At 65.2% G+C, this 14,293-nt stretch carries 17 protein-coding genes; 10 read left to right on the top strand and 7 right to left on the bottom strand.

Going from position 1 to position 14,293, the window contains the following annotated elements; all coding sequences use genetic code 11:
• Nucleotides 1-286: 286 nt before the first annotated feature.
• Genes FHS87_RS19050 through FHS87_RS19060 form a run of 3 tightly spaced genes read right to left on the bottom strand, consistent with a single transcriptional unit; the run spans nucleotide 287 to nucleotide 2,626 of the window.
• Complete coding sequence (locus FHS87_RS19050; RefSeq protein ID WP_184520980.1) at nucleotides 287-1,780, bottom strand: DUF6880 family protein; 1,494 nt, start codon at nucleotides 1,778-1,780, stop codon at nucleotides 287-289.
• A gap of 16 nt (nucleotides 1,781-1,796) precedes the next feature.
• Nucleotides 1,797-2,171, bottom strand: a complete 375-nt coding sequence (locus tag FHS87_RS19055; RefSeq protein ID WP_184520981.1) for a HepT-like ribonuclease domain-containing protein — start codon at nucleotides 2,169-2,171, stop codon at nucleotides 1,797-1,799.
• Complete coding sequence (locus tag FHS87_RS19060; RefSeq protein WP_184520982.1) at nucleotides 2,165-2,626, bottom strand: nucleotidyltransferase family protein; 462 nt, start codon at nucleotides 2,624-2,626, stop codon at nucleotides 2,165-2,167. Before FHS87_RS19060 ends, FHS87_RS19055 begins: the two co-directional genes overlap by 7 nt.
• Before the next feature lie 134 nt (nucleotides 2,627-2,760).
• Between FHS87_RS19060 and FHS87_RS19065 the strand changes: the two genes are divergently transcribed.
• Nucleotides 2,761-3,447 (top strand): recombinase family protein, encoded by a 687-nt coding sequence (locus FHS87_RS19065; protein WP_184520983.1) that lies wholly within the window; start codon nucleotides 2,761-2,763, stop codon nucleotides 3,445-3,447.
• A 53-nt stretch (nucleotides 3,448-3,500) separates the two neighbouring features.
• Here FHS87_RS19065 and FHS87_RS19070 read toward each other — a convergent pair whose 3' ends face one another.
• The 4 genes from FHS87_RS19070 to FHS87_RS19085 all read right to left on the bottom strand — a co-directional run bounded on the left by FHS87_RS19070 (nucleotide 3,501) and on the right by FHS87_RS19085 (nucleotide 6,332).
• On the bottom strand, nucleotides 3,501-3,926 hold the full coding sequence (locus FHS87_RS19070) for a hypothetical protein (protein ID WP_184520984.1): 426 nt from the start codon (nucleotides 3,924-3,926) through the stop codon (nucleotides 3,501-3,503).
• 38 nt (nucleotides 3,927-3,964) lie between these two features.
• Entirely contained in the window at nucleotides 3,965-5,140 is a 1,176-nt protein-coding gene (locus tag FHS87_RS19075; RefSeq protein WP_184520985.1) for a hypothetical protein, read from the bottom strand.
• Nucleotides 5,141-5,364: 224 nt separating this feature from the next.
• Nucleotides 5,365-5,826: a hypothetical protein gene (locus FHS87_RS19080; protein ID WP_184520986.1), complete on the bottom strand. Its 462-nt coding sequence runs from the start codon at nucleotides 5,824-5,826 to the stop codon at nucleotides 5,365-5,367.
• 41 nt (nucleotides 5,827-5,867) lie between these two features.
• Nucleotides 5,868-6,332, bottom strand: a complete 465-nt coding sequence (locus FHS87_RS19085) for a hypothetical protein (protein ID WP_184520987.1) — start codon at nucleotides 6,330-6,332, stop codon at nucleotides 5,868-5,870.
• Nucleotides 6,333-6,822: 490 nt separating this feature from the next.
• Between FHS87_RS19085 and FHS87_RS19095 the strand changes: the two genes are divergently transcribed.
• The 9 genes from FHS87_RS19095 (at nucleotide 6,823) to FHS87_RS19135 (ending at nucleotide 14,274) form a co-directional block, all read left to right on the top strand.
• A complete protein-coding gene (locus FHS87_RS19095) occupies nucleotides 6,823-8,880 on the top strand; it encodes a recombinase family protein (RefSeq protein WP_221300144.1) in 2,058 nt (685 codons plus the stop codon).
• A gap of 197 nt (nucleotides 8,881-9,077) precedes the next feature.
• On the top strand, nucleotides 9,078-9,893 hold the full coding sequence (locus FHS87_RS19100; RefSeq protein ID WP_184520989.1) for an alpha/beta fold hydrolase: 816 nt from the start codon (nucleotides 9,078-9,080) through the stop codon (nucleotides 9,891-9,893).
• A gap of 24 nt (nucleotides 9,894-9,917) precedes the next feature.
• Nucleotides 9,918-10,565: a hypothetical protein gene (locus FHS87_RS19105; RefSeq protein WP_184520990.1), complete on the top strand. Its 648-nt coding sequence runs from the start codon at nucleotides 9,918-9,920 to the stop codon at nucleotides 10,563-10,565.
• A 373-nt stretch (nucleotides 10,566-10,938) separates the two neighbouring features.
• Entirely contained in the window at nucleotides 10,939-11,481 is a 543-nt protein-coding gene (locus tag FHS87_RS19110; protein WP_184520991.1) for a helix-turn-helix domain-containing protein, read from the top strand.
• A 3-nt stretch (nucleotides 11,482-11,484) separates the two neighbouring features.
• Nucleotides 11,485-12,099 (top strand): DUF3800 domain-containing protein, encoded by a 615-nt coding sequence (locus FHS87_RS23925; protein ID WP_184520992.1) that lies wholly within the window; start codon nucleotides 11,485-11,487, stop codon nucleotides 12,097-12,099.
• Nucleotides 12,100-12,430: 331 nt separating this feature from the next.
• A complete protein-coding gene (locus tag FHS87_RS19120; RefSeq protein WP_184520993.1) occupies nucleotides 12,431-13,330 on the top strand; it encodes a helix-turn-helix domain-containing protein in 900 nt (299 codons plus the stop codon).
• Between the two features lie 225 nt (nucleotides 13,331-13,555).
• The gene (locus FHS87_RS19125; protein WP_184520994.1) at nucleotides 13,556-13,717 is read left to right on the top strand and encodes a hypothetical protein; all 162 of its coding nucleotides are present in this window, start codon (nucleotides 13,556-13,558) and stop codon (nucleotides 13,715-13,717) included.
• Nucleotides 13,718-13,719: 2 nt separating this feature from the next.
• Nucleotides 13,720-13,923, top strand: coding sequence for a hypothetical protein (locus FHS87_RS19130; protein WP_184520995.1), 204 nt, complete (start codon nucleotides 13,720-13,722; stop codon nucleotides 13,921-13,923).
• A gap of 105 nt (nucleotides 13,924-14,028) precedes the next feature.
• Nucleotides 14,029-14,274 (top strand): protein L, encoded by a 246-nt coding sequence (locus tag FHS87_RS19135; RefSeq protein ID WP_184520996.1) that lies wholly within the window; start codon nucleotides 14,029-14,031, stop codon nucleotides 14,272-14,274.
• Nucleotides 14,275-14,293: the final 19 nt, after the last annotated feature.

Below are 14,293 nucleotides of genomic sequence, written 5' to 3' on the forward strand. Positions count from 1 at the left end.
GATGCTGACGAGTGGCGGCCGTCTGAAGCGGCGCCTGGGCGCGTATTGCCGGGCGGAGCCTTGTTGCCAGGACGTTTAGCCATGGTCACCTCCGAGAGAAGCAAGCGGTTGGCTAGCAACCGATTCGCATAGTGCGCTCTCAGCAGTGCTGTGCAACCAGCTCTGTTTGGACAAGGATCCTGCTGATAGCGCGGTTGGCGAGAGTCGATCCGGTCCACCGGTACAGAGAAACTCGAGATTGCGGGTCGCGGCACGCTCTCCCTCAGCCATGACAGGGAACTACCACTCAGCCCTGATCGCCCAGCAGCGTCCAAAACCCTGTCTTCCGGCCGTGCTCACGCCTGAGGCGTGCCAGGAACGCCTCATGGTCCTCGAAGCCCGACTCTACCGGCAGCAGCGGCGCGAGGCTGGCGCAGGCCCGGACGTCTCGTACCGCGTACCCGTACTGCCGTGAGGAGGCCCGCCGCAGTACGTCCTCAGCCAGGGCACGGTGCAGCAGCGTGGCGGCGGCGGGGTACCGTTCGGAGAGCGCTTCGGCCGCCGGGCGGAGCCGACCGTAGTCTCGCCCATCCATCTCGCCGTGATGCGCCCGCACCAGCCGGTTCGCTGCTTCGAGGTTGGGCCAGCCCACCAGGAAAGCGAGCGCCAGGTTGCGGTCAGGATGCGCCAGCGCGTGCGCCACAGCCCTTTCCTCGGCTTCCACATCGTCGAACCCCGGCAATGCACGAAGGTAAGGACGCAAGTGCTGCGGCGTTAGCCAGCGCCGGAAGGCCTCCCAGCGCAGCGCCTGTGCCTCCTCCTGGCGCTTGAGCGCGTCCAGCGCCGCGAGGCGCAGGTCGGTGTGTCGGACCTCCTCGCTCCCATGCCGGTCGGGAGCTCGGTCCAGCCAGGCGAGTGCCTCAGTAGGGCGCCCGTGAGCGATCAGCCGCTCGGCGATGTCGCCGGCGAAGTTCTCGGCCCGCCCGCCAGCTTCGGTGGCGGCGATGAAGGCGTCGACGTCGCCCGCGAGGTCCGCCAGGTCGCGTAAGCGGAAGGCGATTTCGCCACGCCCCTGCCAGCTCTCGAAGGCATCCCCCTTACGGGAGCGTGGCTGTGCGGCAAGGCGAATCTGCAGCAGCCGGCGCAGTTCCGCCTGGCCCTCAGAGCCAAGCGCCGGGCCGGCCGCCTCCAGCAGTCGATCGGTCGCGCCATACCCGTCGGCATCCCACAGGAGCAGGACCTCGGCCGCCAGGCCAACCCGATCGCGGTCCGGCAGCAAGGCCCAGAGCCGGCCGAGTTCCGCCCCCGCCTGCCGAAAGACCTCACCGAGCGTGCCGCTGCCATCGTCGCTGCGCTCGAACACGTTGTCCGCCAGGCCGAGCAGCAGCCTCATCTGGGTCACGGCCGCGCGCGGATCCGTCGCGGCCAGGGGCCCGGCGATCGTCTCGCGCAAGCTGTCGAGCTCGCGCGCGAGGGGGCGCACCTTGTCCCACTCGATGAAGCCCCGCGAGCGCCCGATGGTCCGCAGCCGCTTCTCTACCTCGGCGGCAAGCCGGCCGCTGCCGTCCGTCCCGGCGAGTGCCAAGCGCAGCGTGCGAGCCAGCGCCGCGTCACCCTTGGCCTGCGCCATCAGCAGCTCGGCCAGCCGCCGCGCACCCAGTTGCTCGAGCGCTTCGGCGCTCAGCGTGCGCGAGCGGGCTGGAACCTTCGTCTGTTTAGAGCGGGCAGGGGAGGAGGCGACGAGGTCACCCTCTGCGCCTGGCGATAGGACGGGCCGTGAGCGGGATAGCGGCGCCGCCACGCCCCTTCCAGCGGCGCTAGGCTTGGTGCGTCTCATCGCCGAGTTCCCCCACGACGGCAGCTAGCAGGGCAGGCAGCTCGTCGACCACTGCCGGCCGCAGCCGGGGCAGCTCCAGGCTGAAGTACTGATGCGATACCAGGTCGCGCAGCCCGGCCCAGCCGCGCCAATCCACACCTGGATGGCGGCCCAGCAGATCGGGCGGGAGCAGCTTCACCGCCTCGCCGATCTCGGACAGGGCGTTCTTCAGGGCCCGATAGGTGCGACGGTCCGTCTCAGCCAAGATGGCGAACGCGGCCTCATCCAGATCGCCTGCGAAAGCGAGTGCATCCTCGGCGGCGGCGCGGATGTCCTCCAGCCGCTCGCGCGTACCGCGCCGACCCGACCTCACCACGCCCCTACAGCCTCGCGTTCAGCCGCCTCGCGCACCCCTGGGCGCAACGCCCGGCGCTCCACCAAGTCGGCTGGGGCACCGAGCAGTTCCGAAAGCTCGGCGCGCAACGACGCCAGTCCGACCAGCGACAGTCGTGCTGCCGGGTCGAGGTCGGCAAGCAGGTCGATGTCACTGCCAGGACGAGCGTCGCCGCGGGCAACGGAGCCAAAGACGGATAGCGACGCGATGCCGCGGGCCCGCAGGTCATCGGCTCGCTCCCGGAGTTGACGGAGCACGACGGCGAGGGGAGGGGGTGAGCCTGCCTCCTCGGCTAGGAAGCGCTCGACGAGAGAGCCGACCAGACCCTGCACCGTCTCACCACGAGACGCAGCCGCGACCTTCAGGCGGTCACGCGTGGTGGAGGGCAGACGGACAGACAGGAAGGCCGCAGGAGCAACAGGGACCAACACCGGCATGGCAGCACCTTCGCGCACATGTGCACAATATGGAACTGATCCATAGTCCTTTCCAGGCATTTCTCTGCCGTAAGGAGGCCAAACGGTCGTTTGGGGTTGAAAAATCGGGGCCGGCAGGGCCCAGTCGGGGGGAGATGACCACTCCTGAGACCCGCTTCGTCGCCTACCTCCGCGTCTCGACCGAGGGGCAGGGCCGCTCCGGCCTCGGGCTCGAGGCCCAGCGCGAGGCCGTCACCCGCCACGTCACCGGCATGGAGGGCCTCGTAGTTGCGGAGTTCGTCGAGGTGGAGAGCGGGCGGAAGAAGGAGCGCCCGCAGCTCGCCGCAGCGCTAGCGACTTGCCGCGCCGGGCGCGCGACCCTCGTCATCGCCAAGCTCGACCGCCTGGCCCGCAACGTCGCCTTCATGTCGAACCTCATGGAGAGCGGCATCGAGTTCGTCGCCGCCGACATGCCGGCGGTGAACCGCCTCACCGTGCACATCCTCGCCGCCGTCGCCGAGGATGAGACACGGATGATCTCGGCACGGACCCGCGCCGCGCTTACCGCAGCGAGGGCACGCGGCGTACAGCTTGGCAACCCGCGCGTGCTCGCACGCGACCCAGCCGTCTCCGCAAAGGGCAACGTGGCGCAACGGCAGAACGCCAGACGCCACGCCTCTACGGTCGCGCCCTATATAGACCAGGCACGCCGAGCCGGCGCTTCAACATTCAAAGAAGTGGCCGAAGCACTCATGGCACGAGGGGTGACAGCGCCTCGCGGAGGGCGGCGTTGGTCGCCCGCGCAGGTGCGAAGGCTTATGCTGATTAAGCAGCCTTCTTGAAGAACACAAAACAGACGCAATTGCGCTCCAAAGCTTTTCTTATTTCTGGAACCCTATTGTATCGTTGAACGAGTTGAGGATCCAGCAGTGGGAGCCCAGTCGGGATGCAGTTCACTGAACTTGGCGAGAATGGTAGCCGCATTCGCGACCACATCAATGCTCCGATCTCCCCGATCTGCTACCTTTTGCATTTCTTCTGGGAAGCGCAGGAATGCTCCTGCTGCTTCACGCTTCGGCAATGCAACCATCACGGCGTTCGCGTGGAAGGCTTGCCAGATTTCACGTTGATACCGGACCTTCTCAGCTAACCACATTTCATCCGATCGGGCATCGCGTCGAAGTGCGGGCATTATCGCCACGTCCCCAATCCTACGAACATAACGGCCTGCAATCGTCAGCCCGCCGGCCAAAAGCCTGTGCAGATACGCGTACTGCTTAAGTTCGATGTTCAGCATTTCCCGCTTTAGCTTCTTGAGCATATGACCTTTCCTTTTTGGAAGATGGCAAGATTAGACCATCAACAAGGAGGCTGCCCCTTCGCGTGTGGAGGTGCGAGGGCGAAACTAACAGAGGAAGCTGTCATCTCCCGTAGCCGCAAGGTGCCAAGCTGCGTAGGCTGCGAGGCCCTAATCCAAGTGGCAACACTCCGTGCTGTTTCAGGATCTGAGAACAGAACCTCTGCCCCATCTTGCTCAAGAAAAACATTGTCGAGGCGGCCGCCCGACGCACGACTGAGTACGGCGTAGAGTGGCGGCAGGGACTGCACAGGGCTCAGGACGACCTGGCATCTATCGGTGAATACGCCGTTGATGAGGCGGACGTGCTGATTGCCCTCCAGGTAGCTCTCCAGGCCGGAGATCACCCGCCGGATCGTGTAGAACATAACCACGTCAGCAACTAACGGCTCGTTTGGGTAAGTTCTAAGTAGTCCCGGAGTTTCTGTTGAGCGCAGCACTGGCCGCCCGTCTCTAAAGGAGAGTTCGGGGCCGATCACGTGCAGCCGCTGCAGGTCGGTCATACGTTGGGCATCGGGAGTCAGCCGGTGATGACCCATTGGCTCAGGCAAGCGACACCTTTCTGGCACGGACTCGGTAACTATGGCTGCTTGGATCCGGATGTTGCCGGTGATGTCTGTGTTCCGCGCACCTTCCTGCACGATGCGCATGCAGGATGGCTCGATGTCGACAGTCAGCTTCTCTTGCGAATCCTGCAGGTTGGTTTCGGTCTCTGTCTTTTGTGTGCTTCCAATTGTCGCCTCGGGCGTGATGGCGACCCGTGCCGGAGTCCCGGATGCCGTTATTGAGGCCTCAACCTGCGACGACTGTCTGAGTTTGGTGATGTCGACGGTTTGCCGCTCGGTTTGTACAACTGAGTAGCTGCCGAAGGTGAAATTACGCGGGACGACGTAGATAACGGCTCGAGTGATGCGGTCTCCCGGATTATAATGGCCCGGCCGCGACAGAGTAGCGACGAGTAGCCGCTGAGTACGATCGTTGAGGGGCTGACCGCTGCGGCTCGCAGGCCTAGGCGTGGGTGGTGTAGCAAGTTCAGAGCGCAGTGCAGACGGCGTGCGCGTAAGCCGGCCGAACTGTGCGATGTAAGCGGCTTGTCCCTCATTCGACAACCAAGCCAGTGGAGAAGGATCAGCAGGGCCAGAAGGCGCTGGGGCAGCGTAGAAGCGGAGCTGGGCCAAGTCCTCGCTTGTCTCCCCGTGTCGAACGCTTGCCCAGCGACGGTCCGCGGTGACGTTCGAGCATGCGCATAGCAGCAAGGGAAGAAGGACGTGCGTGGCACGCATACGCTTCATGGCTGCCCTCTTGTTTCTTTAAAAGTTGATCTTTCCAGATTAAAATAGCAAAGTTATTTGTTGACACCGTGGTGTCCAGCGGCGCTCCACGTTGCAGTTGCGCGCGTTGATTAGACATTCATCCTGCGTTGCGGTACGCAGTAGATGCGTCCGTTACTGCCGATTTCTTCTACGTATCCCGGTGGACATCTACAAAAGGCCAAGGCGATGTGGGCGGGCATGCCTGTGGCGAAACTAGCGGAATCGGCTGGTGAAAGAGTCATACCTACTGCCGCGTTTTCCAAGAGTTCGCTGAAGAGTTTGCCCTCATCTGTGGTAGTCGCTTTGAATGACAGCTGCACCAAAGGATGCGTGTGATCGCCACACGTTATGTCTCCCAACCAATCGATGTGATCGACTAGTTTTTCTGGAATAGTGATCCATCGTGAACAGCTTAGCCCCAAAGAGAAGGACAGTTCTTTTTTGTTGCCGCTCGGCTTAGTAAGGCCAACAAGCTGAAGGCCTGGTTTTACCAGATTGCCTTCGTTGAGCGCTTGGATGAAATCGGCAGCCTTCATCCGTTCCAAAGTCATTGTACCCTCCCGCCGTGAGAAAATTTTTACTCCTATCGTACTCAACCAGCCGCCGCTTCGACCTCTGCGAAGTAAAGCTCGAGGCCCGCAATACCACCCTCTATTTTGCCAGAACGTTTCAACACATAGGTAACTAATGCATCAGCGATTTCAGAAGAGGGAGGGGGAATCTGCCTGACCGCATTATCAAAAGCCTCCTGCAACGAGGATTTCGAGTACCCAACGCGAATCTGCCCATCTTCTTGCGGAGCGAGCTTGGCGGCGAGCAGTTTCTGCTCGGCACCGTCCTCAATCGGCACGACATGGCGACCATTAGCATCATGGATGGTCATGGCCGATTGGCGGCTTGGATAACCGAAAACCTCAACGGTTCGAAATGGACGGGTAGCTGGAAGGCTGATCTGCGCCTGAATAAAGACGAGAGCAAATTGAGGGGGAAGTATGCGCCAAGGCATCTGCACGATGTCAGCGCGATCATTCTGATTTGGGAGGATTCCCTCAGCCACGATAGCGATCTGTGCCCCACCAAGGCGATAGGCCTTATAACTCGCACGCCCTGGAACAGGTCGGCTATTGCTAACCTCGCCGGAAGCATTCTCTCCTAAAAAGGAAAGAGATGTTTCGGAACCCACTGGTTCCATTCCTTGTCGTGCATCCAGAGATGACCAAGGCCAGGGGACGTTATCACCGCCAAGTCTATGACCGGACATCTTGTCCTCCGATTCTTACCTTGCAAGGTGAGGCCGTTTCACGCTGCTACGAACCGCTGAACCAGCCTGCTACATCCTTGCACCAAATGATCTTGGTTCGCTGCAACAACGTTGCGGAAATGAATTATTGTCACAACAAGTTGTATGTAGCTCTCGGTGCCACATAAAATCAGCCACGCGGGGAAACTTGCCGCGTTCTGTGGTGCCTTGTAAGAATCATGTCTTAATATCAGTCAATGGTCCTTTCAGATTGTGAAATCGGGGTACCAGGGGCAGGATCGGGGTCATGACCGCCTCCGCTGGCTCACGATTCGTGGCCTACTACCGCGTCTCCACCGACAAGCAGGGCCGCTCCGGCCTTGGGCTGGAGGCGCATCGGGAGGCCGTCGCCCGCCACGCCACCGGCTGCGGCGGATCCGTGGTCGCCGCTTTTGAAGAGGTTGAGAGCGGCAGGAAGGGCGACCGCCCCCAGCTTGCCATCGCCATGGCGGAGTGCCGCCTCCGCCGCAGCACCCTCCTTATCGCCAAGCTCGACCGCCTCGCCCGCGACGCCCACTTCCTGCTCGGCCTGGAGAAGGCCGGCGTCGAGTTCCTCGCCGCCGACATGCCCTACGCCAACCGCCTCACTATTGGCGTCATGGCCCTGGTCGCCGAGGAAGAGGCACGCGCGACATCGGCGCGCACGAAGGCGGCGCTCGCGGCGGCGAAGGCGAGGGGGGCCGGCTCGGCAACCCGCGGCTCCGGCCGGGGGACGGCGCTACCGCGGCCGACGCACGCGCAACGTGGTCGGCGGCGGCATGGCGGCGAGCGACAGAGGTGCTGCCCTACGTCGAGGCAGCACGGAGGGCAGGTGCCACCACCCTCCAGCAACTCGCGGATGCGCTCACCGCTCGCGGGGTGCGCACACCCAGGGGCGGGGAGGCATGGAGGCCCTGGCAAGTGCGACGCGTGCTGGACCGCGCAGGTTGCCGATGACACAGGGAAAGACATGAGCGAAGCGAATGCGAACCGGCGTCTCTCGGACCTCCTGGTCGAGCCCCGCGAGGATCTCGACGTCGAGGTCAAGGGCTGGCTCGATCTGGAGAACAGCGGCGAGCACAAGGCCACCCTGGCGAAGGCGTTGCTGGCGCTTGCAAACCATGGTGGCGGCTTCGTGCTGTTGGGCCTAACGGAAACGGACACCGGCATCGTCCCAGCCCCGAACCGTCCCCCGACGCTCGACGCCTACAGCCAGGACGCAGTGAACGGCATCGTGCAGTCGTTCGCGGAGCCACCCTTCCACTGCACCGTCCAGCACGTCGCTGGTCCCAGCGACGTCCTTCACCCCATCATACGCGTCCCGGGCGGGCATCGCGTGCCGATCCGGGCAAAGCGGACGGGCCCAGGCAACGCGATCGTTCAGATGCACGCGGTCTACATCCGCCGCCCGGGACCGAAGAGCGAGGTGCCACAGAGCGGGCAGGAGTGGGATGACCTACTCGGTCGCTGCCTCGCGGCACGGCGAGACGAACTTCTCGCCAACATCCGCGATCTGCTTTCCGGCGCAGTGGCACGGCCCGTTGCGGCACCGGCAGAAGATGCTCGCCTCACCACCTGGGTGGACACCTGCCTCGCCCGCTGGCACGCGCTCGTGGACGGGCTTACCGCCAACGATCCGCGTCGCTGCCCACGCGGTCATCATTGGTTCGCTTACGAGATCCGTGGTGACGTCCGTCACCTACCTGCACCGGAATTCCTCGAAACCCTCCGTCGAAGCACCGTCCGGCACACCGGTTGGTCCCCGTGGTGGGTTCCGACCCGGCCGGGCATCGCACCGTACATGAAGGACGGCGTCGTCGAGTGCTGGCTTGGCCGTGATGCCGATCGTGGCACCGACGCTGCCCACGCCGATTTCTGGCGCGTCTCACCTGAGGGATTGGCATTTCTTCTGAGAGGGTACGACGAGGACGGGCCGAATGCCGAGGAACGGGGATTCACACCAGGCAAGGTCTTCGACATCACACTGCCGGTCTGGCGTGTCGGCGAGGCTCTATTGAACGCCGAGCGGCTTGCCTCGAACCTCGGTGCGGGCGAAGCCGTTCTCGCCTTCAGAGCGCGTTACGAGGGGCTCTCTGGCCGAGAGCTCTCCGTGCTCGCGCGGGACCGGCTGCTCTTTGACGGCCGTACCTCGCACGAAGACAGTGTGACGCTGGACACGATCGTCCCGGTTTCATCGGTCTCGCCGAACCTTGTCGAGGTGGTGCATCCGATGTTGGAACCGCTCTACGCGCTTTTCGATTTCTTCCAGCTTCCGTCCGGGCTCGTACAAGGCGAGCTGACTAAGCTTCGTTCCAACCGGTATTGAGGGCTGTTCTGCAGCTTCATGCCCTCACCACGTCAAGAAAGTCGCCTGCTCAGCAACAAAATCCCTCAATCAGTGGTCCAACCAGTGAGGGCCAGATAAGAGGCGTTCCAACTTGATCTCACCGTTCGACGGGTTGGAAACAGGCGCTGGCCATCGGCGCTTGTGCCTCGTCGTACCGACTGGATTAGGGTGGAGACATGCCCGAAATCTGTCACGTTGCCTCTGGCCGCGCCTTCCTCGTCACCGAGGCGGTCGGAGAGGGTCAACCCGTCACCTTCCTCCACAGCAACGCCGGCGACCGTCGCGAGTGGCACGGGCCAATGGGGCGCGTCGGCACAGCGCACCAAGCCATCGCCTACGACCGGCGCGGCTTCGGCGAAACGCGCGCCGTGCGGGAGGGCCACTCCGCGGTTGCGGACCTGATGGCGGTGCTGGACGCCGTGACGGACGGCACGCCCGCCGTCCTCGTCGGCTGCTCCATGGGCGGTAAGATCGCGCTCGACGCGGCGCTGCGGCATCCCGCGCGGGTCCGCGGCCTTGTACTGATCGCGCCGAGCGTCGAGGGCGCGCCCCCACCGGACCACCCGCCGGAGATTGCGGAGACGGTAGCCTGGGCACAGGAGGCGGAAGCGTCAGGCGATCTCGATCGCGTGGCGGCGGCAAGGGCCCGCCTCTGGCTCGACGGCCCGCTCGCGCCGGAGGGGCGGGTCGGGGGTGCGGCGCGGAGGCTGTTCCTCGACATCATCGGAACCGCGCTCCGCGCCCCGCCGGTGGGAGCAAACCTCGACCGGGCGCCGGTCTACGGGCGGCTTGGCGCGATCGCGGTGCCAACCCTCGTCATCCAGGGCAACCTCGACTTCCCCCACATCCAGGCGCGCTCGCACCACATTGCGACGACGGTGCCGGGCGGGTCCTGGCACGGGATGGCGGGCATCGCGCACCTGCCAGCGCTAGAGCGGCCCAACGAGGTGGCCGACCTCGTCGGCGACTTTCTCACCGGTTGCTCGGGTTAAGAGAACGCCCGCCATCCTCCGCACATGAACGTCGCCGACGCCGCGTACCGCGCGATGGTACCCCGCCTTCAGCTCGCGCGCCCGGACGCTCTACCCTCCGCCCCTGCAACACCCGCTGCCGTGCCGGCCGCCGCCGCGCGCGTCAGCTTCTCGGCCCGCGAACTCGGGGGCATCCTCGCGGCCCTCGCGCCCCTGCAGCAGGACGGCGTGGACCTGGAGGCGATGGCCAGCGACGTCCTCTCGAACCTCGCCAAGCGGCGGAACCGGGGCGAGGAGACGGTCCTCGTTGTGGCCCGCTCCCCCGTCGGCGGCACCGTCCTCATGATGAGTCCCGGGGAACTCGCCGCCCGGCTCGCCTCGGATGAGCCGGGCGGCATGGGGTCGGTCACGACCGACGACGGTCGCACCTACGGCTTCCGCGACCTCGTGCCGAGTGCCCTCAGGAGCCTCGCGGCCGGCGGCAACACCTCGCCGGCGGAGCGCATCGTGGGCTTCCTTGCGGACCTCATGACGGAGGCCCTCGACGGAAGGAGGGCCGACGGGGCGAAGGCGCCGGGCCTGCCGCGCGGCGGCGGAGGCGGCCTGCCCGACGGCGCCTCGGTCGGGACCGTCGCCCTGCCGGCCCGCCCGCCCAACGGCCTCGGCGCCTCCCTCCTCGACGTGACGGCGTAGCGACCCCCGGGCCGCCTTCCTGCCGGCCGGGATGGCAGGACCTGCCGCCCTCCTGCTTCACCAACCCCGTGAACGCACGCTGCAGCAACCCCGGCCGGGAGGTTACAGCGGGTGGGGGGCCGGGCAGGGGTTGGGCAAAGAAGGAACGCAACGACGTAAACCGACCGGACATCCGTAGCCGATGGCTACATGGTTCTCGATTCGTAGAGCTTCAGCGTTTCATCCGTTTCACGATGCATCCTATTTAAGATCGGACACCTGCCCCTAGACCGGTGGGGTCATTTTCGACTAGAGGGACCAGTCATCTGCGACTGGTCGAAGACCATTGAATCACCCTCGCGGTGAAGCAATTCTCGTGCGCAAGGAGTGCCCGATGATCACCGATATCAACCTCGAAGACGAGAATATCCTGGACGGGGAGGATGCCAATCTCCCGAAGCCCGGAAAGCCCAAAACCTCCCGCGCCTCGACCGACAAATGGGGGCGGGAGGTGCTAGACCTGGGCTTCTGCGTCCTGCCCTCCCTCATCTTCCGCGCCCAGCGCCGGCTCGGCCTCAACCCGACCCAGCTCGCCGTGCTGCTCCAGCTCGCCGACTTCTGGTGGGATGCGGCCCGCAAGCCTTTCCCGAAGAAGGTGGACCTCGCTGAACGCCTCGGCCTGAGCGACCGCCAGGTGCAGCGCCACATCGCCGACTTGGAAAAGGCGGGCTTCGTGCGCCGCATCGAGCGCACCGCTTCCCACCGCGGCAAGATCAGCAACGAGTACGACCTGTCCGGCCTCGTCGAGAGGCTGAAGGCCCTCGCACCGGAGTTCCGCGAGGTCGTGGAGGAGGCGAAAGCCCGCAAGAAGGCAGTTGCTCGCCCCGGCTTCCGGCCCATGCGCAAAGGTGCGGCCGAGGCTGCCGCGACGGGGTAGGACGTGGCCGGGAACCTCAACAAGAAGGTGCTGTGCCTCATCGACGAGTACGGCACGGCGGGGGCGGGTGACCTCTACCTCGGCGCGGTAATCGTGCTCGCCCGCGATGCGGGCCGCGTGGACAAGTGCTTCTCCGACCTTCTGGAGCCCTCCGCCAACGAGATCCACGCCGTGCATCTCGATGACGGCTACCTCCAGGGCCTGCTGCAACGCTTCTGGGCCGCCGCGCCGCCAGGCCGGCTGGTGCTGCTGAACCAGAAGATCCCTCAGCGGGGCGGAGAACCGGCGGTTCTCTACGCCCGTGCCGTAGTGGAGACGGTGAAGATCGGCCTCCGGCGCTTCCAGCGGGACGTGCTCGGCCGCGAGACAATTGGCAACGTGGACGTCGTCACCGACGTGAACCACCACAACGACCACCCGCTGTTCGACGAAGAGATAGGGCGGGCGCGGCGGGAGGACGGGCGCTTCCGGGCGGTGAACCGGGTCACGAAGTTGGATTCGGCGTCCTCGCGCCTCCTCCAGCTTGCCGACGTAGTGGCCTACTCGCGAAAGTGGATCGTGGGCGCGGACCTCAATGTCGCCGGCCTGCGGGAAAAGTTCGGGGTCCAGGTTCAATAGCAGAAGAGCCGCCCAGGGGCGGCTCTTGAAGCTAACACTGGGTAGATGGTGGTCGGCAACCGGGGCTTTCGGCCTCCAGGTAACCACGACGCTCGCCAAACGCGCGGTCGGGCGAGTCGCCACAGAGTCTCCCCTGCATCGTGATAACTAACCCGGCTGGCCGGCGGTTTCAAGGCATAGAGTGGACACCCATGCCCAGTGGGGCCGACACAAGATGGAGGTATTGTAGCCCTGCCCTTCGCCGATCTTGATAATATTCCTACAAATCTGTAGATTTACGTGACCGGGGCTGCTATTCTGGAGTCGCTCCACCTCGGAAGGAGACGCGCCGATGCTGACCCCCTTTGGAGTGACCCTGCGCAAGCTGCGGCTCGACAAGGGTATGCGGCTGATGGACCTCGCCGGCCGCCTCGGCATCAGCTCCGCGCAGGCGTCCGCGGTGGAGATCGGGACCCGCACGATCCAGCCCGGCTACGTCGAACAGGTGGTCGCGGCCATGGGCCTCAGTGCCGAGCAGGCCGAGGAGTTACATCGCGCCGCCGACCGCACGCGGGCCGAGGTCCGGGTGGACCATCTGCCCATGAACCAGCGGGAGCTCGTGGCCGCCTTCGCGCGGAAGGTGGACGAGCTGCCGCCGGACTTCATGGAGCAGCTGCGGAAGAAGGTGCTGAAGTCCGTGGGCGACGATCAGCCCTTCCGCCGGAAGCGGCGCGGCGCTCTGGTCGCCCCCCACTCCACCGCCACGCTGCGCGCCCTCGCCGAGCAGGTCCGCGGGGCATTCGTCCCGCCCGATTGCGTCGAGTTCCCCATCATGGACGTGCTGGAGTTCCGCCTGGGGACGCTGCTTCCCGGCTTCGCGCTTGTTCCGCTGAGCCGCCAGGAGATGGACGGCGACGAGGGGCGCGTGGTGCCCGGCAGGGACGCCATTTTCCTCCGCGAGGATGTGTACGAGGGCGCGTGGCGCGGCGACGGGCGTGACCGGTTCACGGCCTGCCACGAGCTCCTTCACTTCCTCGCCCACCGCAATGCGGGCTTCGCGCGCACGCGCGAGGAGAGTGAGCCGATGTACCGCGACGCCGAGTGGCAGGCCGACACCTTTGCCGGCGCCCTTCTCATGTCGGCGCGGCACGCGCCAACGTTCGCCGGCGTCGGCGACGCGGCGGCGAAGTGCGGCATGACCCCGCACGCCGCGCGGGTGATGCTCGAAAAGTACGGGGTGCGCGAGATGTAGCCCGAGAAGGAATCGAGCGGCCCGGGTGGGGACCCGGAACCGCTCGCACTCAGGTCTTCCGCGGATTTGGGGCCGCTGCGGATGACGGCGGCTGCCCGGCACCGCGGCACGGTACTCTCGCACGCCTGACTTAAGGCCCGTGTCGTCGCCTGGCAACGCCTTTCCGGCCCCGTGGACAACCGTCGCGCCCCGCGAAGCGAGGGCACACAACCCATGGAGGGCGACATGCCCGACGACGAACCGAAGCCGCCCGGCAAGGGCGGCATGATCTTCCGTCCCTACAAGACCAACCCCAAGACAGGGGAGGTGATGTGGGCGAGGGACTACGGGCTGCGCGCCTGGCCCATCCCCGTGGACGGCGACAAGCCCAATCCGGAGGGCGCGTGACCATGGCGAAGCCGCCGCCGAACGCCGGCAAGCCCTGGACGCCGGCCCAGAACGCCCAGCTCGGCAAGCTCGCCCAGCAGAACACCCCGACGCGCGTGATCGGGCTGAAGCTGGGCCGCTCTGAGGGAGCGATTTACAGCCAAGCCGCCGAGCGCGGCATCAGCCTGAAGCCGACGAACCAGTCGCCCTACAGCAGGAAGAAGTAGCGCATCGAAGGGGCGGCGGTGTTAGGGCCGCCGTCCCTTTGCCCCGGCGGGGCTTACGGTCCAGCGGGCCGGCCCCAACAGCGAGCATTCACAAGGAGGCTGCACGTGTCGTGGTGGATTGATGGTTCGAAGCTGACAAAGAGCGACGGGAAGAAAGAGTGGTGGACGACCGTGTACGGCCCTGGCGACGACGTTCCGGTGTCGGGCATTTACCGCTGCCTCGGCTGCAACAGGGAGATCACCTCCAACGCACCGGACAGGTTCCCGCCGCAGAACCACCACCAGCACTCGGCGGCCCAGGGCAAGATTCGCTGGAAGCTCAACGTCCGCACCAACACGACGGGCGAGTAGTCTGTACCATTCTGTCAAA

The sequence above is a fragment of the Muricoccus pecuniae genome, assembly GCF_014199205.1.
GTDB classification, from domain to species: Bacteria; Pseudomonadota; Alphaproteobacteria; order Acetobacterales; family Acetobacteraceae; genus Roseomonas; species Roseomonas pecuniae.